General features: G+C 50.3%; 17 protein-coding genes. 10 read left to right on the top strand and 7 right to left on the bottom strand.

The annotated features are described in order from the left end of the window. Positions 1 to 113: 113 nt before the first annotated feature. Both ACLJR2_RS09880 and ACLJR2_RS09875 read left to right on the top strand, forming a co-directional pair. The gene (locus ACLJR2_RS09880; RefSeq protein ID WP_000970302.1) at positions 114 to 1,061 is read left to right on the top strand and encodes a LysR family transcriptional regulator; all 948 of its coding nucleotides are present in this window, start codon (positions 114 to 116) and stop codon (positions 1,059 to 1,061) included. A gap of 119 nt (positions 1,062 to 1,180) precedes the next feature. After that, complete coding sequence (locus ACLJR2_RS09875; RefSeq protein WP_001622792.1) at positions 1,181 to 1,396, top strand: hypothetical protein; 216 nt, start codon at positions 1,181 to 1,183, stop codon at positions 1,394 to 1,396. A gap of 3 nt (positions 1,397 to 1,399) precedes the next feature. On the opposite strand, the gene pagN is transcribed toward ACLJR2_RS09875, so the two are convergent. The 4 genes from pagN to fadE all read right to left on the bottom strand — a co-directional run bounded on the left by pagN (position 1,400) and on the right by fadE (position 6,496). Then, positions 1,400 to 2,119, bottom strand: coding sequence for an adhesin/invasin protein PagN (pagN, locus tag ACLJR2_RS09870; RefSeq protein ID WP_000787602.1), 720 nt, complete (start codon positions 2,117 to 2,119; stop codon positions 1,400 to 1,402). Positions 2,120 to 2,458: 339 nt separating this feature from the next. Beyond that, positions 2,459 to 2,866 (bottom strand): Spy/CpxP family protein refolding chaperone, encoded by a 408-nt coding sequence (locus ACLJR2_RS09865; RefSeq protein WP_000788200.1) that lies wholly within the window; start codon positions 2,864 to 2,866, stop codon positions 2,459 to 2,461. A 309-nt stretch (positions 2,867 to 3,175) separates the two neighbouring features. Beyond that, on the bottom strand, positions 3,176 to 3,943 hold the full coding sequence (locus ACLJR2_RS09860; RefSeq protein WP_000015789.1) for an amidohydrolase: 768 nt from the start codon (positions 3,941 to 3,943) through the stop codon (positions 3,176 to 3,178). A gap of 108 nt (positions 3,944 to 4,051) precedes the next feature. Then, entirely contained in the window at positions 4,052 to 6,496 is a 2,445-nt protein-coding gene (fadE, locus tag ACLJR2_RS09855) for an acyl-CoA dehydrogenase FadE (RefSeq protein WP_000973044.1), read from the bottom strand. A gap of 239 nt (positions 6,497 to 6,735) precedes the next feature. Here fadE and lpcA point away from each other — a divergent pair, with 239 nt between their 5' ends. Both lpcA and ACLJR2_RS09845 read left to right on the top strand, forming a co-directional pair. Next, entirely contained in the window at positions 6,736 to 7,314 is a 579-nt protein-coding gene (gene lpcA / locus ACLJR2_RS09850) for a D-sedoheptulose 7-phosphate isomerase (RefSeq protein WP_000284051.1), read from the top strand. Between the two features lie 212 nt (positions 7,315 to 7,526). After that, positions 7,527 to 8,294, top strand: coding sequence for a class II glutamine amidotransferase (locus ACLJR2_RS09845; RefSeq protein WP_000333387.1), 768 nt, complete (start codon positions 7,527 to 7,529; stop codon positions 8,292 to 8,294). On the opposite strand, the gene dpaA is transcribed toward ACLJR2_RS09845, so the two are convergent. Then, on the bottom strand, positions 8,265 to 9,005 hold the full coding sequence (gene dpaA / locus ACLJR2_RS09840) for a peptidoglycan meso-diaminopimelic acid protein amidase (protein ID WP_001225658.1): 741 nt from the start codon (positions 9,003 to 9,005) through the stop codon (positions 8,265 to 8,267). The genes ACLJR2_RS09845 and dpaA overlap by 30 nt on opposite strands. A 249-nt stretch (positions 9,006 to 9,254) precedes the next feature. Here dpaA and dinB point away from each other — a divergent pair, with 249 nt between their 5' ends. The 3 genes from dinB (at position 9,255) to prfH (ending at position 12,279) form a co-directional block, all read left to right on the top strand. Beyond that, positions 9,255 to 10,310 (top strand): DNA polymerase IV, encoded by a 1,056-nt coding sequence (gene dinB / locus ACLJR2_RS09835; RefSeq protein ID WP_000548942.1) that lies wholly within the window; start codon positions 9,255 to 9,257, stop codon positions 10,308 to 10,310. Positions 10,311 to 10,528: 218 nt separating this feature from the next. After that, positions 10,529 to 11,668: an RNA ligase RtcB family protein gene (locus ACLJR2_RS09830; protein ID WP_000528901.1), complete on the top strand. Its 1,140-nt coding sequence runs from the start codon at positions 10,529 to 10,531 to the stop codon at positions 11,666 to 11,668. Beyond that, a complete protein-coding gene (gene prfH, locus ACLJR2_RS09825) occupies positions 11,665 to 12,279 on the top strand; it encodes a peptide chain release factor H (RefSeq protein WP_000602086.1) in 615 nt (204 codons plus the stop codon). Before ACLJR2_RS09830 ends, prfH begins: the two co-directional genes overlap by 4 nt. Positions 12,280 to 12,434: 155 nt before the next feature. On the opposite strand, the gene pepD is transcribed toward prfH, so the two are convergent. Continuing rightward, complete coding sequence (gene pepD / locus ACLJR2_RS09820) at positions 12,435 to 13,892, bottom strand: cytosol nonspecific dipeptidase (RefSeq protein ID WP_001292977.1); 1,458 nt, start codon at positions 13,890 to 13,892, stop codon at positions 12,435 to 12,437. A 248-nt stretch (positions 13,893 to 14,140) separates the two neighbouring features. Between pepD and gpt the strand changes: the two genes are divergently transcribed. The 3 genes from gpt (at position 14,141) to crl (ending at position 16,391) form a co-directional block, all read left to right on the top strand. Beyond that, positions 14,141 to 14,599, top strand: coding sequence for a xanthine phosphoribosyltransferase (gene gpt, locus ACLJR2_RS09815; protein WP_001292018.1), 459 nt, complete (start codon positions 14,141 to 14,143; stop codon positions 14,597 to 14,599). Positions 14,600 to 14,687: 88 nt separating this feature from the next. Beyond that, positions 14,688 to 15,932: an esterase FrsA gene (gene frsA, locus ACLJR2_RS09810; RefSeq protein ID WP_000189585.1), complete on the top strand. Its 1,245-nt coding sequence runs from the start codon at positions 14,688 to 14,690 to the stop codon at positions 15,930 to 15,932. A 57-nt stretch (positions 15,933 to 15,989) separates the two neighbouring features. Then, a complete protein-coding gene (crl, locus tag ACLJR2_RS09805) occupies positions 15,990 to 16,391 on the top strand; it encodes a sigma factor-binding protein Crl (RefSeq protein ID WP_000174693.1) in 402 nt (133 codons plus the stop codon). A 50-nt stretch (positions 16,392 to 16,441) separates the two neighbouring features. Here crl and phoE read toward each other — a convergent pair whose 3' ends face one another. After that, a complete protein-coding gene (phoE, locus tag ACLJR2_RS09800) occupies positions 16,442 to 17,494 on the bottom strand; it encodes a phosphoporin PhoE (RefSeq protein WP_001043673.1) in 1,053 nt (350 codons plus the stop codon). Between the last annotated feature and the right edge of the window lie 165 nt (positions 17,495 to 17,659).

Raw genomic sequence — 17,659 nt, 5'->3', positions numbered from 1 at the left:
GCCAATAGATTTTTTATTAAGATGATATCAAGGACATTGAGGCACACAATGACGCATCAGTAAGTCGTTGATAGCTCATTTGATATAAGAATTTCTTTTATCAACGGAAGATAATGATGGAACTGATCAATAATCGTGGTATGCGAGACTGGATGATATTTATTAAAGTGGCGGAAGTAGGGAATCTTTCCCGGGCTGCACGGGAATTAGATATTAGCATTTCTGCTGTCAGTAAATCGCTTAGCCGCCTTGAGAATTCTATTGAGGTTACTTTACTTCGGCGCGATTCACATCACTTAGAACTGACTGGAGCTGGTCAGACAGCCTATGCAAGCATGAAAAGGATAACATCTTCCTTTCAGTCCTTGCTGGATGAATTGCGAAATCCGGATAAAATTATCAGAGGAAGTATAAAATTTTCGGCTCCGGCTATTGTCTGTGAGTTTCTTGCCAATAAGTGGATATGGGAATTTACAGCTAGCTATCCGGATACAAAAATCTACCTGGATTCACGAGAGCGTAGCGATTTTTTTAGTAAATCCCTGGAGTTTGATGAGCTGGTTTTTAAAAGTGGCATAATCGAAAGTGAGGATCTCGTGTATCGAAAGATAAGCCCTTTAAAGTTGGTTCTTTGTGCGAGTCCGAAATATATCAGAAAATATGGCAGGATCTCACATCCTGGCGATTTGGAAAATCACATTATTGTGGGTCTTCACAACCATGGTCTTTCCGGACCTCTTACTCTTTTCCGTCAAGATGAATCATACACTATTAGTGGCGCTGTTAATGTTCATTTATCTTCCAATAATCTTTTGAGTGTTCTTAATTTGGTTTTAGAAGGAAAGGGTATCAACCTCATGACTCCGGCTTGGCTTGCCACCAAATACTTAAAAAATAATGAACTTGAAATTATACTTCCTGAATGGAGGGTTCCAGATCTCCCCATTTATCTTGTATGGCGTCATCGTCAGTATTATTCTCCTTTATTTCAACGCTTTCTGTCTTTTATTGAAGATAAATGGAATAATCGCCCACAAATTGATTTTCTGAATGATGATTAACCCGTTTGGAATGGTTTTGATACGTTCCTGACTTAAACCCACATGATGATGACTGAATTGAGGCATCGAGATATGCGACTGGTCAGCCAGTCGTCTTTTGACGATGCCCAATACAAAACATGATGCCGACTGACGGAAATGATAATACCCGGAAACAGGACGGGGCTGTTTTTGGGCAGCCGGAAGTTAAGCCCATACCAGAAACGTTGCAGTGTACTGAAAAATGGCGCCAGGTTGCACCTGTTCAACGATTTTCTGAAGGCGCAGGAGTATTTATTACTGATATCCTCCATTGCGCCTTCGGGAACCCACAGGACCAGCTATTTTACCAATAGTGTTTAAAAGGCGTAAGTAATGCCGAGCATGAAGTCATTGGAGGCAGCCTTTGTGTCTGCATCATAAGCGGTATGTTCATCACCAGCATAGTGATTTTTTGAAATGCTTACTTTGCCAGCATTAATGTATTTATAACTGGCGTCAATCATAATATTATCTGTTACAGCATATTTTGCACCGATACCTGCGCCCCAGGCAAAGTTATTTTTTGAAGCAGACAGAGTTTCATTAATATCAAAACCAACAGGAATGGTGTTATTACTTAGCTTCACATGAGCGAGGCCAACGCCTGCGCTGATATAGGGAGTAAATGCCGTACTATTGTGAAAATCATAATAGCCATTAACCATGTAAGTGGTCATTCGGACCTGATTTTTTACATTTATGTGTACTGGATCACCAAATGCAATAATATCCTGCCCGCCTTTAGCATCCGTCTCACCTCTGAAAGTGGTATCCAGTTCTAAACGTACTGGAAGCTGGAATGGATCATAAAAGTCATAACCGATAGCAACCCCGCCGCCAAAAACGCCTTTGGTACGGTCAGGTAACGTTGCATGACCATTGACTATCTCATCCTGGCTGAAGGTTGAGTTGATTCCATAGACATTGACTACGGATGTCCCCGCTTTCCCGGTGATATAGATCCCTTCTTTTGCTGATGCAGTAGCGGACCAGGCTACCACAAGGGGAATGATGCAGACTGCGAAAAAGTTTTTCATTTCAGAACCTGCCTTAATATTGGGCTAAAAGACAAGTTTCACGGTATAGGGTGTGATATAACGATTACATAAACGAAGCCCAAAAAACGGTCTATTGTAACGCTGGGTTTTCTGTAAGCGGGTAAAAAATGAGATGAAAATATTAAATAACAATACGATAATCGTCGGTATGGAAATCCATCTCCTCGCCAAATTGCCCCACGTATGCCAGCCCCATGTACGGCTTCACTTCTACGTTATGTAACGGGTAGTGTGAGATAGAGCGATGCTGTAAGAAAAAGATGAAGTTGTACCCGACCTGGATAAAGCCCGTTATCCAGGAATAACGGGCAAAAATATTTACTCAAGTGCCTGGGCGAGATCTTGTTGTACCTGTTGACGCTGTTCTGGTGTTAAGACTTTGCTTAAATCAAAATAATATTTAACCCGATAATAGCGAGCCTGTTGTTCTATGTTACTGAAGGCTGCAAGCTGCTGTTTTACGGCGGCGTCATCCCATTTACCGGATTTAATCACCTCTATCAGCGCACCGTCTTTAATTCCCTTCATAGAAATCTGACTGACGTCGGTTTCCAGTTGTTGGTGAAGTTTTTTGATCCGGGTAATCTGATCGTTTGTCAGCTTCAGATGCTGGACAATAGGATCCTGGGCGGGCAGGGGAGGATTGGGGACAGCGGTGGCGAAAGCGCCAAAAGAAACGCCCGCCAGAGTCGCTGCCAGTAAAGTTGTGCGTACAAAGTTTTTCATGAAGATATCCTGATAAGGGAGTGATTAACCGTTTTTATTACCCACGAATGGCGAGCAATTATCTTAGAGCCTATCCCATTAGGGCTATTTTACTTGCCATTTTGGACCTGGGCAGTGCTCAAAATCCTCACGTACTACGTGTACGCTCCGGTTTTTGCGCGCTGTCCGTGTCCAAACTGGCTGCGCCAATAACGCCTGGTGGGATAGGCTCTTAGTCAGAATACGTTGCCTGCCACATTACGCCACGCGAATTTGTTTTACGGAGAGTTACGGAGTGAAACAATCCCGCCGCGGTGAGCGGCAGGTTGCTTACAAGGTGAATGGATCGGCATCGCGCCAGGCTGGAAATTTTTCGCGATAGTCCTGCAAGGCGACGAGAGAAAGATCGGCATCGATACGTGTCGCCTGGTGTGGTTCGGCGGTGGCGATAATGTCGCCCTGGGGATTAATGATCCGGCTATCGCCGCGATAATGTAACCCGTTGCCATCGGTGCCAACCCGGTTGCAGCCTGCGACATAAGCCTGATTTTCAATAGCGCGCGCCGTCAGTAATGTTTGCCAGTGTAGCGAGCGCGGCGCGGGCCAGTTCGCTACATACAGCGCCAGATCGTAATCATTGCGGTTGCGTGACCATATCGGAAAGCGCAGATCGTAACAGATCAGCGGCAGAATGCGCCAACCGCGCCACTGCACGATGATGCGTTTATCGCCTGCGGCATAATGTTGATGTTCATCCGCCATACGAAACAGATGGCGCTTATCATAGAGATGAACCTTGCCTTCCGGTTCAACCAGTAAGAAGCGATTTACGGCGCCGCGCTCAGTTTGTAGCGCCGCGCTGCCGGCAATCAGAGCGTCAGTTTGTCGGGCTTTGGCCTGCATCCACGTAATCACGCTATCTTGCGAAAGTGAGTTATTAGCGGCCTCCATCGCAAAGCCGGTGGTAAACATTTCAGGCAGAACAATCACATCCCGGCCAGATACGAGCTCTAGCTGTCTGTCAAAATGACGCAGGTTTGCCGGGCCGTCCATCCAGACTAAAGGTTGTTGCAACAGAGTAATTTTCAAACCAGACACGATCGGAGCTCCTCATTGAACAGCGTCTTTACACTGTAGCATGAGCAATAATAAAAAAGCGGCAAGAAAAAGCCCCGCGAAAGCGGGGCAGGAAAGAGGCGAGACTGATTATGCGGCTTCGACTTTACGCACTTTCTCCGGCAGCTTTACCGGTTTGGTCGCCAGTGCTTCAGGTTCAAAATCATCAACGTTGATACTGCGCAGGCGGCTCTCTTCCGCTTTCGCCAGAATGGCGGCTTCATCTTTATCTATAAGCCCTTTCGTCAGCGCATTGCGCGCCAGTTCATCCAGACGAGTAAACGGCAGATTTTTACCCAGTTCTTTGCAGATGCGCTGGTGGATAGGGTCGGCAGCGATGACATCACGCAGCGCTTCTTCCAGTAAACCGACCGGATTATGTTCGGCGGGCGTCAGATACTGACCGCGCCCAATGCGTGAACGTGTGGCGTTCGGCACCTGCAGGATCTTCGCCACGGCGTGATCCAGCTTATCAGACGGCGCCAGATAATGACGGCCAGTCGGGAAGATCATCGCGGTGAGCAATCCGGCCACGACGCGGTTCGGGAAGTTCTGCAGCAGATCGTCCATCGCTTGTTCAGCACGATACAGCGCATCCTGTACGCCCCAGTGCACCAGCGGCAGGTCGGCTTCGTGGCGACCTTCGTCGTCGTAACGCTTCAGTACGGCTGAGGCCAGATAAAGCTGACTCAACACATCGCCCAGACGCGCGGAGATACGCTCGCGGCGTTTCAGGCTGCCGCCCAGTACCGCCATTGACACGTCAGACAGCAGCGCCAGGTTTGCGCTCAGTCGGTTCAGATGCTGGTAATAACGCTTCGTGGCGTCGCCGGTTGGCGTATGGCTCGTTAATCCGCGGGTCAGGCCAAGCCAGAAACTGCGAACGGTATTGCTGCCGACATGACCAATATGTTTAAACAACAGTTTATCAAAGGCATTCACATCATTATTCTGCGCTGCGGCCATCTCTTCCAGTACATAAGGATGGCAGCGAATGGCGCCCTGACCAAAGATCATCATGCTACGGGTCAGGATATTCGCGCCTTCCACGGTGATCGCGATAGGCGCGCCCTGGTAAGCACGCGCCAGGAAGTTGCTCTCGCCCAGCATAATGCCTTTACCCCCAGTGATATCCATCGCGTCGATAATGGACTGCTGGCCGCGGTGGGTGCAGTGGTACTTCACGATAGCCGACAGTACCGCCGGTTTTTCGCCCAGCATAATGCCGTAGGTGATTAACGATGCGGCGGCATCCATCACATAAGCGTTACCTGCAATACGCGCCAGCGGTTCTTCAATACCTTCCATCTTGCCGATAGAAATTTTGAACTGACGACGAATGTGAGCATAGGCGCCGGTTGCCAGCGCGACGGATTTCACCCCGCCAGTGGAGTTGGACGGCAGGGTAATACCGCGTCCTACCGACAAACATTCCACCAGCATACGCCAGCCCTGTCCGGCCATTTTGGGGCCGCCGATAATATAATCAATAGGCACGAAAATATCGTTACCGCGGGTTGGGCCATTCTGGAACGGAACGTTAAGCGGGAAGTGACGACGACCAATTTCCACACCCGGCGTTGAGGTGGGGATCAGGGCGCAGGTAATACCCAGCTCTTCTTCTCCGCCTAACAATCTATCCGGATCGGAAAGCTTAAACGCCAGGCCCAACACGGTAGCTATCGGCGCCAGCGTAATGTAACGCTTGTTCCAGGTCAGGCGCATACCCAGCACCTGCTGGCCCTGCCATTCGCCCATGCAAACCACGCCGGTATCCGGAATGGCGCCTGCATCAGAACCTGCTTCCGGGCTGGTCAGCGCAAAGCAGGGGATCTCCTGGCCGCGCGCCAGTCGCGGCAGATAGTGATTCTTCTGCTCTTCCGTACCATAGTGCTGCAACAACTCGCCAGGGCCGAGTGAGTTTGGAACGCCGACGGTGATAGCCAGAATCCCGGAGACGCCGGACAGTTTTTGCAGTACACGGGACTGCGCATAAGCGGAGAACTCCAGCCCGCCGTACTCTTTTTTAATGATCATCGCAAAAAAACGATGCTCTTTCAGATAAGCCCACAGTTCCGGCGGCAGATCCGCCAGTTCATGGGTAATCTGGAAATCGTTCGCCATCCGGCACGCTTCTTCTACCGGACCGTCGAGAAACGCTTGCTCTTCGGCAGTGAGTTGCGGTTGCGGATAGTTGTGCAGTTTTTTCCAGTCTGGCTTGCCCTGGAACAGATCGCCTTCCCACCAGGTTGTACCGGCATCAATCGCTTCTTTCTCAGTGCGCGACATCGGCGGCATGACCTTACGGAAGCCGCGGAACACCGGTGCGGAAATCATTGATTTTCGCATCGGTGTGAGGTTAAACGGCACGAGGATAATGGCCAGAGGAACCAAGAGCCAGATGGACCACAGGCCAGCGACGCCAAGTGCGGCGGTCCAGGCGAGCAGAATCAGGCTGCTGAGAAATAAACTCACGCGGTGATAGAACAATGCGCCGAGCAGAACAACCGTAGCGATAATACTCAAAATCATCATAACGAAAAGCTCCCTTGCTTGTAGGAGGTCTGACCACTTGTGATGATTAGGTTGTAGTGGATGTAAAATCTTTTAGCAATGTGTTTACAAAATAATTACAACAAAGCTCACATTGTTGCCGTTTTTGGGGGCACGAAAAATCAAAAGCGTGAGGCGTTAATTCGGCTTATGCTTCTCGCCTGTACTGCTATCCGGTACACTGCATACTGTCATTTACATTCATGCTGAAGGATATCCTCATGTACCAGGATCTTATTCGTAACGAACTGAACGAAGCGGCGGAAACGCTGGCTAATTTTTTAAAAGATGACGCCAATATTCACGCCATTCAGCGCGCGGCGGTCCTGTTGGCTGACAGTTTTAAAGCGGGTGGTAAGGTACTTTCCTGCGGTAACGGCGGCTCCCATTGCGATGCGATGCACTTTGCTGAAGAGCTGACAGGTCGTTATCGTGAAAATCGTCCGGGCTACCCGGCAATTGCGATTTCTGATGTTAGCCATATATCCTGCGTCAGTAATGATTTTGGCTATGACTATATTTTCTCTCGTTACGTTGAGGCGGTAGGGCGCGAAGGCGATGTCCTGTTAGGGATCTCGACGTCGGGTAACTCTGGTAACGTGATTAAAGCGATTGCCGCGGCCCGTGAAAAAGGCATGAAAGTGATCACGTTGACCGGTAAAGACGGCGGCAAAATGGCGGGAACGGCGGATATTGAAATTCGCGTACCGCACTTCGGTTATGCCGATCGTATTCAGGAAATTCATATCAAAGTAATTCATATTTTGATTCAGTTGATCGAAAAAGAGATGGTTAAATAACTATACCCGTCATACTTCAAGCTGCAGGTGCGTTGGTTGCGCTCAGAAACCCCAGTCACATAGTTATCTATGTTCCTGGGGATTTCCTCCCTTACCGCCTTCCTGCAACTCGAATTATTTAGGGTATAGCATATTGTTTTCTTTGATATTTTGAGATTTGATTGGCTGTAAAAATTACGCCTTCCCGCTTAAGGCGTTTGTGGAGGTGATGTATGTGCGAACTGCTTGGGATGAGCGCCAATGTGCCGACGGATATCTGCTTTAGCTTCACCGGACTGGTGCAGCGTGGCGGCGGAACCGGGCCGCATAAAGACGGCTGGGGAATTACCTTTTACGAAGGAAAGGGCTGTCGCACGTTTAAAGATCCGCAACCGAGCTACCATTCGCCGATTGCGAAACTGGTACAGAATTACCCGATCAAGTCCTGCTCGGTTATCGCTCATATCCGTCAGGCTAATCGCGGTGAAGTGGCGCTGGAAAATACACACCCTTTTACCCGGGAATTATGGGGACGCAACTGGACTTATGCTCATAACGGTCAGCTCAACGGTTATAAGTCGCTGGAAACCGGTAATTTTCGTCCGGTGGGGGAAACCGACAGCGAAAAAGCGTTTTGCTGGCTATTGCATAAATTAACGCAGCGTTATCCCCGCACGCCGGGCAACATGACAGCGGTATTTAAATATATTGCGACACTGGCGACGGTATTACGTGAAAAAGGCGTTTTTAACATGCTGCTGTCAGATGGGCGATATGTGATGGCGTTTTGCTCAACCCATTTGCACTGGATCACTCGCCGGGCGCCGTTTGGCGTAGCCACGCTGGTGGATCAGGATATGGAAATTGATTTCAGTTCACAGACCACGCCAAATGACGTGGTTACCGTGATTGCTACCCAGCCGCTAACGGGGAATGAAACCTGGCAAAAGATTATGCCAGGCGAATGGGCGTTATTTTGCCTCGGAGAGCGTATAATTTGAGGCCAGCTGTGGCTGAACGACTTCGTGACTCAACGGTTTGCTCACGACGTAACGTCCATCAACGATAGAAACAGTTGGCGGCTTATGCGTCTGTTCAAAATAATCGTAGCCGGGTTTTAGCTGCGCCCAGAAATCTTTGTAATATGAATATTTATGACGCTGCATATTGGCGTCGGTCATCCGGAACGGATAAATACTCACCTGCACGCTCGGCTGACCAAAGACCAGCGCGGCGGTGACAAACTGGAAAATCTCATCAATGCCGCTGTCGGTCATGGCATAGCAGCCGACGGAAACACAGGCGCCGTGAATCATCAGATATTTACCATCATAGCCATGCGCGCGATCGTAGGCATTGGGAAAACCAATGTTGATGGCCTTATAAAAACGGCTGTCTGGCTTGAGTTGATTGCGCTGAACGCTGTAAAACCCTTCCGGACTTTTAAAATCGCCCTGACGGCGTTTCGGGCCTAACCCGCCGGAATAGTTGCAAATTTTGTAGCTATCAAGCAACTGGTATTGCTCACCCATTTTGACGTAGAGATCAAGGGTGCGCTCTTCTTTAAAAATCTGAATATAGACCGGTGAGCCCATTAACTGCTGCTTATACTCTTTACTGACCGGCGTGACGGGGCTGCTGCTGCTCAGCAAACCGGCAAATGAGACGCACGGCATCAGAAGCATCGCAAGAAAAAATGCGATTTTACGCATACTGCTTGTTCCTTGATAAAACGGTTACACACGCCAGAACGGCAAAAGAGTCCCCAAATCGGAGTAATCTGGATTTGGAGCGCTCACATTAGCACCACGGCAGTTTTTCGCAAGTCCCCGTGTGTACGTTTACAATTTTCCCGCCGCTTTCGTCGTCATACCTTCGAATATGTCGCATTTTTAACGCGAATGTCTCTTTGCGCGCAATAAAACATACTGTACACTTAAACAGTATTGTGGGGGCGAGCGATGCACAAAATCATACATGTTGATATGGACTGTTTTTTTGCCGCGGTAGAGATGCGTGATAATCCGGCGTTACGCGATATTCCCATTGCCATTGGCGGGAGTCGTGAGCGAAGAGGTGTTATCAGTACCGCCAACTATCCTGCGCGCCAGTTTGGCGTACGTAGCGCGATGCCGACCGCCATGGCGCTAAAGCTGTGCCCCCATCTCACCTTATTGCCTGGCCGCTTTGACGCCTATAAAGAGGCTTCGCGGCATGTACGTGACATCTTTTCCCGCTACACTTCACTGATTGAACCGCTCTCGCTGGATGAAGCCTGGCTGGATGTGACTGACAGCCCGCACTGTTATGGTTCGGCGACGCTGATCGCCAGGGAGATTCGTCAGACTATTTTCAATGAACTGCAACTCACCGCCTCCGCCGGCGTTGCGCCAGTGAAATTTCTGGCGAAGATTGCCTCCGATCTCAATAAACCGAACGGACAATATGTTATTACGCCAGCCGATGTACCCGGCTTTCTTAAAACGTTGCCGTTAGCCAAAATTCCAGGCGTGGGGAAAGTTTCCGCCGCCAAACTGGAAAATATGGGGTTAAGAACCTGCGGGGATATTCAACAGTGCGATCTGGCGATGCTTCTCAAACGCTTCGGTAAATTTGGCCGGGTATTATGGGAGCGTAGTCAGGGTATTGACGAGCGTGATGTTAACAGCGAAAGGCTGCGTAAATCGGTAGGCGTTGAGCGTACTCTGGCGGAGGATATTCATGAGTGGTCGGACTGCGAGGCCATTATTGAACATTTATATCCGGAACTGGAGCGTCGTCTGGCTATAGTAAAGCCCGATTTACTGATTGCCCGACAGGGCGTTAAATTAAAATTTAATGATTTTCAGCAAACCACTCAGGAACATGTCTGGCCGCAATTAAATAAAGAAGACTTAATTACCACCGCCCGTAAAACCTGGAACGAGCGTCGCGGCGAGCGCGGCGTACGGCTGGTGGGGTTACACGTAACGCTGCTCGACCCTCAGTTGGAACGACAGTTGGTGTTAGGGTTATAAGTCAGGCTATTAAGATTTTATCACTATTACGATTGCACCATCTAAATTTCAGTATTACTATACCCGCGTTTTCTCATTCTCAATAACTGCAAAGGAGGTTCATCATGACACTTTATTCTCTGAACGCACTTTGCAGACCTTTCCAGGATTAATTTTCTTTTATTGCTCTGGATTAGTCTGCCATTTCCTGATTTTTTAATTCATATATGGAATGGTATATGGGCAATTATATTCGTCCTTTATCAGATGTGGTATTTTCTATCGCATCGGATAACCTGTGGATCGAAGATTCCGCGATCCAACAATTATATACGACGGCTAAGTTAACCGGTATGAAACGCGTTATCGGGATGCCAGATCTGCATCCGGGGCGCGGCTATCCTATTGGCGCAGCCTTTTTCTCGCGTGGACGCTTTTATCCGGCGCTGGTCGGCAACGATATCGGCTGCGGCATGGCGTTATGGCAAACGGATATTTTAGGGCGTAAATATAACGCCGATAAACTGGAGAAGCGGCTGGCGTCGCTGACTGACGTGGCGGACGCGCAGTGGCTGGAGGAGAATGTCCCCGCCGCAATGCAGCATCATTCGTGGCGCTCTGCGCTGGGTTCCATTGGCGGCGGCAATCATTTTGCCGAGCTGCAACAGGTCGATCGCATCGTCGATGCTGATTCGTTCGCTTTGTCGGGGTTACAAAAAACGCAGTTATTACTGCTGGTACACAGTGGTTCACGCGGTCTGGGGCAAGCTATCCTGCGTCGTCATGTGGAGGCGTTTTCGCATAACGGTTTGCCGGAAGATAGCGACGATGCGCGCCGCTACCTTGCAGAACATGACGATGCGCTGGCATTTGCCCGCAGTAATCGCGCGCTGATTGCCCGCCGGATACTGCAACAGCTCAGGGCTGAGGGCGAACCGCGGCTGGATGTGGCGCATAACTTCGTTGAACCCTGTACTGTCGCGGGTGAGGCGGGGTGGCTGCACCGTAAAGGCGCTACGCCAGATGGGCAGGGACTGGTGATTATCCCCGGCTCGCGCGGCGATTATAGCTGGCTGGTGAAACCCGTCGTCAGCGAGGAGAGCCTCTTCTCCCTGGCGCACGGCGCGGGGCGCAAATGGATGCGTACCGAGTGTAAAGACCGGTTATCGGCAAAATTTACCCCGCGACAGCTCTGCCGTACCGGGATGGGTAGCCGGGTGATTTGCCGCGATCGCCAGCTCATTTATGAAGAAGCGCCGCAGGCGTATAAATCCATCGATAGCGTTGTGGATTGTCTGGCAGACGCCGGACTGATTACGCCAGTTGCCTGCCTGCGTCCGGTGCTGACGCTGAAAACCTCAGGGGAGAAAAGCGCATGATCTTACTGCAACTTTCTTCTGCGCAGGGACCGGACGAGTGTTGTCTGGCGGTAAAAAAAGCGCTGGATTGTCTGACGAAAGAAGCCGCCAGAGAAAAGGTATCGTTGACGCGACTTGAAACAGAGCCGGGACGATTACCAGACACGCTGCGTTCCGCGCTGGTCTCGCTGGACGGCGAAAAAGCCATGGCTTTCAGTGAACGTTGGTGCGGCACGTTACTGTGGATTTGTACCAGCCCGTATCGCCCGCACCATGGGCGAAAAAACTGGTACGTCGGCATTGGGCGCTTTTCCGCCGACGAGCACATACAGTCTGATGAGATTCGTTTCGAGACTCTGCGCTCTTCCGGCCCGGGTGGGCAGCACGTTAATAAAACCGACTCGGCAGTGCGGGCCACGCACCTGGCGAGCGGGATTAGCGTGAAGGTTCAGTCGGAGCGCAGTCAACATGCGAATAAGCGTCTGGCCCGGCTGCTGATTGCCTGGCGGCTGGAACAGCAACGGCAAAATGAGTGTGCGGCGTTGAAGTCTGAAAGGCGTCTGTTCCATCATCAGATTGAGCGCGGCAATCCGCTACGGATATTTAAAGGAATGGCGTTTACGCCACAATAATTCGGTGCTACCAGCGCTGTTATAGGGCTGTCCGGCTATTCGCGTGTAGCCGCAGCGCTATTTCAGCGCATTCAGGAGAGGTTATCTGGCAATGGATACCCGATATTCCATATTGCTAGCCCGTCCAGAAATGGGACGGGCATTTTAGCGCTTTCTTACTTCGCAGGAATCGCTTTCAGCAATTCGGTCAGCAGAGTCCAGTAGTGGCCGACGCTTTCGATATGTACCTGCTCATCCGGAGAGTGAGGTCCGGTAATGGTAGGCCCAATAGAAACCATGTCCATATCCGGATAGGGTTTCTTAAACAGACCGCATTCCAGGCCGGCGTGGATAATCTGGATGTTCGGTGTTTTGTTGAACAGACGCTGATAGGTTTCCCGCACCAGGTGCATGACCGGCGAGTTCGCATCGGGCTGCCAGCCAGGATAGCTGCCTTTTGCTTCGGTTTTCGCGCCAGCCAGCTTGCCCAGCGAATCCAGCATACTCACCACATAATCTTTACCGCTGTCGATAAGAGAGCGAATCAGGCAGTGAATTTCGACATTCGCATCAGACATTGTGACCACGCCAACGTTCAGCGATGTTTCCACTACGCCTTTCGCCACGTCTGAATTGCGGATCACGCCGTTCGGCGTTGCGTTCAGCAGGCGCACAAAGGTATCGCGTGACGGCGCGGTCAATGCGGCTTTATCACTGGCAACCTCATTGAGTTGCAGCGTCAGGTTTTTCTCTTTTTCCGCCAGTTCGTTTTTCAGAATATCCTGGTAAGCGTTCACTAATGTTTTCAGCGCGCCTACGTTGTCTGCGGCAACGGCGAGGGTAGCGAACGCTTCGCGCGGAATCGCGTTACGCAGCGTGCCGCCGTTGAAATCGATCAGACGCAGATCCAGTTCTTCTGCGTGCCCGGCCAGAAAACGCGCCAGCAATTTGTTGGCATTGCCAAGGCCGAGGTGAATTTCACCACCGGAGTGGCCGCCTTTCAGGCCTTTCAGGGTTAGCTTAAAGCATGCAAATCCTGCGGGTACAGCTTCACGGGTCAACGGCAGATTAGAGGTAAAATCGATGCCGCCTGCGCAGCCCATATAGATCTCACCTTCTTCTTCAGAGTCGGTGTTGATCAGGATGTCGGCCTGCAACCAGCCGGACTGGAGGCCGAACGCGCCATCCATGCCGGCTTCTTCGGTCATGGTCAGCAGCACTTCCAGCGGGCCATGGACGACATTATCATCAGCCAGTACCGCTAACGCAGAAGCCATTCCAATACCATTGTCGGCGCCGAGCGTAGTACCGCGCGCTTTAACCCATTCGCCATCAATATAAGGCTGGATAGGATCTGTAGTGAAGTCGTGAACGGTGTCGCTATTTTTTTGCGGCACCATATCCAGATGCGCCTGTAAAACGACCGGCTTACGATTTTCCATACCTGCAGTGGCGGGCTTACGGATCAGAATATTACCGACCTGGTCGCGATCCACGTAAAGGCCTTTCTCTTTGGCCCAACTCACAATATGTTCCGCGAGTTGCTCTTCGTGATAGGACGGGTGAGGAATAGAACAGATTTTGGCAAAAATATCCCACAAAGGTTGTGGTGATAACTGAGACAGTTCAGACACGATAAGTCTCCTTGGCGGTGGTCTGAAAAACGTTCTTACAGGCCACAGGGTTAGCGGAATTGATAACTCTTACGAGATGCGACTGAGAATACCACTTTCTCCGCCTGCGGGTAGTATAAAGCATACAAAAAGAGGCGTGGATTCCGCTAAACACTGGTTTTTAGCGCGTCAGGTCTCTATAATCTCGCGCAACTATTTCCCCCTCGAACACTTTTTAAGCCGTAGATAAACAGGCTGGGACACTTCACATGAGCGAAAAATACGTCGTCACCTGGGACATGTTGCAGATTCACGCACGCAAACTGGCGAGCCGCCTCATGCCTTCAGAACAATGGAAAGGCATTATTGCCGTAAGTCGTGGCGGCCTTGTACCGGGCGCACTACTGGCGCGTGAATTGGGCATTCGTCATGTCGATACCGTATGCATCTCCAGCTACGATCACGATAACCAGCGCGAACTGAAAGTGCTGAAACGTGCAGAAGGCGACGGCGAAGGCTTTATCGTCATCGACGATCTGGTCGATACCGGCGGCACCGCCGTCGCGATTCGCGAAATGTACCCTAAAGCGCATTTCGTCACGATTTTCGCTAAACCGGCGGGCCGTCCGCTGGTTGATGATTATGTTATTGATATTCCTCAGAACACCTGGATTGAGCAGCCCTGGGATATGGGTGTGGTATTTGTACCGCCGATTTCAGGTCGTTAATCAGCAGCTTTTCAGAGCGCCCGGCAATGCCGGGCGCTGTTTTATTGGTTACAATAAGCCTCTATGAGTATCCAAGGAGGCTGCACGAATGACACAGGCTAACCTCAGCGAAACCCTGTTCAAACCCCGCTTTAAACATACTGAAACGTCTACCCTTGTCCGTCGGTTCAATCGTGGGTCGCAGCCGCCCATGCAATCCGCGCTGGACGGTAAGAACGTCCCGCACTGGTACCGCATGATAAACCGCCTGATGTGGATTTGGCGCGGCGTTGATCCACGAGAAATCCTTGATGTGCAGGCGCGCATTGTGATGAGCGACGCAGAGCGAACGGATGATGATTTATACGATACGGTCATCGGTTACCGCGGCGGCAACTGGATTTATGAGTGGGCAAAGCAGGCGATGGACTGGCAGCAGAAAGCCTGTCAGGAACAGGACGCCATGCGCAGCGGACGCTACTGGCTTCATGCTTCAACGCTCTATAACATTGCCGCCTACCCGCATTTGAAGGGCGATGAGCTGGCGGAGCAGGCGCAGGCGCTGGCGAATCGCGCCTATGAAGAGGCCGCGCAGCGGTTGCCCGGCTCGTTACGTGAAATGGAATTTGCCGTTCCTGGCGGTTCGCCTGTCACCGCGTTTTTACATATGCCGAAAGGGGATGGTCCGTTTCCGACGGTGCTCATGTGCGGCGGCCTGGACGCCATGCAAACCGACTATTACACCCTGTATGAACGCTATTTCGCGCCGCGCGGTATTGCGATGTTAACGCTTGATATGCCTTCGGTTGGATTTTCATCAAAGTGGAAATTAACCCAGGATTCCAGCTTGCTCCACCAGCATGTGTTAAAAGCGCTTCCTAATGTCCCCTGGGTGGATCATACCCGTGTTGCGGCGTTTGGTTTCCGTTTTGGCGCCAACGTTGCGGTGCGTCTGGCCTATCTGGAAGCGCCGCGTTTGAAAGCGGTAGCTTGCCTGGGGCCGGTGGTCCATGCGCTACTTAGCGATCCGCAACGACAGATCACGGTGCCGGAGATGTATCTGGATGTGCTGGCCAGCCGTCTGGGTATGCATGATGCTTCGGATGAGGCGCTGCGTGTGGAGCTCAATCGCTATTCGTTGAAAGTACAGGGGCTACTGGGCAGACGTTGTTCTACGCCAATGCTTTCCGGCTTCTGGAAAAACGATCCTTTCAGCCCGGAAGAAGAGTCTCGCTTAATTACAACATCATCTTCAGACGGTAAGCTGATAGAGATCCCTTTTAACCCGGTGTACCGCAATTTTGACCACGCGCTGCAAGAAATTACCGACTGGATTAATCATAGATTGTGTTAATAGATTGATAAATTCTATTGATTTGGTAAAACAGTTGCTTCATTAAAGGAGATCGCAATGACGTTACCGAGTGGACACCCGAAAAGTAGATTGATCAAGAAATTTACCGCGCTTGGCCCCTATATCCGGGAAGGGCAGTGCGAAGACAATCGTTTTTTTTTCGATTGCCTGGCAGTTTGCGTCAACGTGAAGCCCGCGCCAGAGAAGCGTGAATTTTGGGGCTGGTGGATGGAGCTGGAAGCACAAGAGAAACGCTTCACTTATCGTTATCAGTTTGGTTTGTTTGATAAAGAGGGCAACTGGACCGCAGTGCCGATTAACGAAACCGAAGTGGTGGAGCGACTGGAATACACGCTACGCGAGTTTCATGAAAAGCTACGCGACCTGCTGATTTCTATGGAGCTGGCGCTGGAGCCGTCTGACGATTTCAACGACGAGCCGGTAAAACTGTCGGCATAACCCTGCTGCCATGCCTGATGGCGTAGCGCCATCAGGCACAATGCGACTTATCAGAACTGGTAGGTCAACCCTATTGCCACAATATCATCGTCATTAATGCCTAACGTGTTATCGCTATTAAGCTGATTGATTTTGTAATCTACAAACGCGGACATATTTTTGTTGAAGTAATAGGTTGCGCCAACGTCAATGTAATTCACCAAATCCTCACTGCCGACGCCCTCAATATCTTTGCCTTTTGACAGCACATAGCCTAATGACGGACGCAGACCAAAATCAAACTGATACTGGATAACTGCTTCGAAGTTTTGGGTTTTATTGGCAAATCCGCCGGAAACTGGCGTCATGTTGCGGGTTTCTGAATAGAAGGTCGCAATATAAATATCATTCGCGTCATACTTAACACCCGTAGCCCAGGCTTCGGCTTTATCGCCCGTACCGCGGCGCTGCAGATTTTGCTCCCTGGTGCGATCGGAGAGAGTATAAGCGCCGCTGACGGCAAAATCGCTGCCGCCGAAATCATAGCTCACGGATGTGCCGAAGCCGTCGCCGTTTTGCTTTTTCACATCGCGATTTTCGTTTTTCCCCTGATACTGTAAGGTAAGATCCAGTCCATCAACGATGCCGAAGAAATCGGTATTGCGGTAAGTCGCCAGCCCGCTGGCGCGTTTAGTCATAAAATTATCGGTCTGGGCGGAAGAGTCGCCGCCGAATTCGGGAAACATATCCGTCCAGGCCTCAACATCGTACAGCGCGCCCAGGTTACGTCCATAGTCAAAAGAACCGATATCTTTTAATTTCAGGCCAGCAAAGGCCAGGCGGGTTTTTTGCTGGGACGAATCACTTTCGGCTTTATTACCGGCAAACTCAGCTTCCCAGCGCCCGTAGCCGGTCAATTGATCGTTAATTTGCGTTTCGCCTTTAAAACCAAAACGAACGTAGCTTTGATCGCCATCTTTGCTGTCATAATCGCTCATATAGTGCATGGCTTTAACTTTTCCATACACATCAAGCTTATTACCGTTTTTATTGTAAACCTCGGCGGCGTGAACAGATGCTGATGCGATGATACTCACCACTATTGCCAGAGTGCTCTTATTCATTTCCATTCCTGTTTTAATTACGCGCTATGATTTGTCGGGAAACCCGGTAAAAAACAGGAAGGTTTTTAACGTTCGGTAATGAAAGATTTATGACAAAGTGAGAATTTTTTTAAAAAAATATGTTTAATTGTTGCGGTAATAAAATGGTCAAATTCTGCCGCTACG

The sequence above is a fragment of the Salmonella sp. SAL03688 genome (genome assembly GCF_046551895.1).
Taxonomy (GTDB): Bacteria; Pseudomonadota; Gammaproteobacteria; order Enterobacterales; family Enterobacteriaceae; genus Salmonella; species Salmonella enterica.
Note: the sequence above shows the minus strand (reverse complement) of the source record. Positions and strands in the feature narration are given on the sequence as shown.

What these genes read in the sequence shown, in the direction of transcription:
- ACLJR2_RS09880 (WP_000970302.1), top strand. Translation starts at nt 114, where the DNA reads ATGATGGAACTGATCAATAATCGTGGTATGCGAGACTGGATGATATTT.
- ACLJR2_RS09875 (WP_001622792.1), top strand. Translation starts at nt 1,181, where the DNA reads ATGATGCCGACTGACGGAAATGATAATACCCGGAAACAGGACGGGGCT.
- pagN (WP_000787602.1), bottom strand. Translation starts at nt 2,119, where the DNA reads ATGAAAAACTTTTTCGCAGTCTGCATCATTCCCCTTGTGGTAGCCTGG.
- ACLJR2_RS09865 (WP_000788200.1), bottom strand. Translation starts at nt 2,866, where the DNA reads ATGAAAAACTTTGTACGCACAACTTTACTGGCAGCGACTCTGGCGGGC.
- fadE (WP_000973044.1), bottom strand. Translation starts at nt 6,496, where the DNA reads ATGATGATTTTGAGTATTATCGCTACGGTTGTTCTGCTCGGCGCATTG.
- lpcA (WP_000284051.1), top strand. Translation starts at nt 6,736, where the DNA reads ATGTACCAGGATCTTATTCGTAACGAACTGAACGAAGCGGCGGAAACG.
- ACLJR2_RS09845 (WP_000333387.1), top strand. Translation starts at nt 7,527, where the DNA reads ATGTGCGAACTGCTTGGGATGAGCGCCAATGTGCCGACGGATATCTGC.
- dpaA (WP_001225658.1), bottom strand. Translation starts at nt 9,005, where the DNA reads ATGCGTAAAATCGCATTTTTTCTTGCGATGCTTCTGATGCCGTGCGTC.
- dinB (WP_000548942.1), top strand. Translation starts at nt 9,255, where the DNA reads ATGCACAAAATCATACATGTTGATATGGACTGTTTTTTTGCCGCGGTA.
- ACLJR2_RS09830 (WP_000528901.1), top strand. Translation starts at nt 10,529, where the DNA reads ATGGGCAATTATATTCGTCCTTTATCAGATGTGGTATTTTCTATCGCA.
- prfH (WP_000602086.1), top strand. Translation starts at nt 11,665, where the DNA reads ATGATCTTACTGCAACTTTCTTCTGCGCAGGGACCGGACGAGTGTTGT.
- gpt (WP_001292018.1), top strand. Translation starts at nt 14,141, where the DNA reads ATGAGCGAAAAATACGTCGTCACCTGGGACATGTTGCAGATTCACGCA.
- frsA (WP_000189585.1), top strand. Translation starts at nt 14,688, where the DNA reads ATGACACAGGCTAACCTCAGCGAAACCCTGTTCAAACCCCGCTTTAAA.
- crl (WP_000174693.1), top strand. Translation starts at nt 15,990, where the DNA reads ATGACGTTACCGAGTGGACACCCGAAAAGTAGATTGATCAAGAAATTT.
- phoE (WP_001043673.1), bottom strand. Translation starts at nt 17,494, where the DNA reads ATGAATAAGAGCACTCTGGCAATAGTGGTGAGTATCATCGCATCAGCA.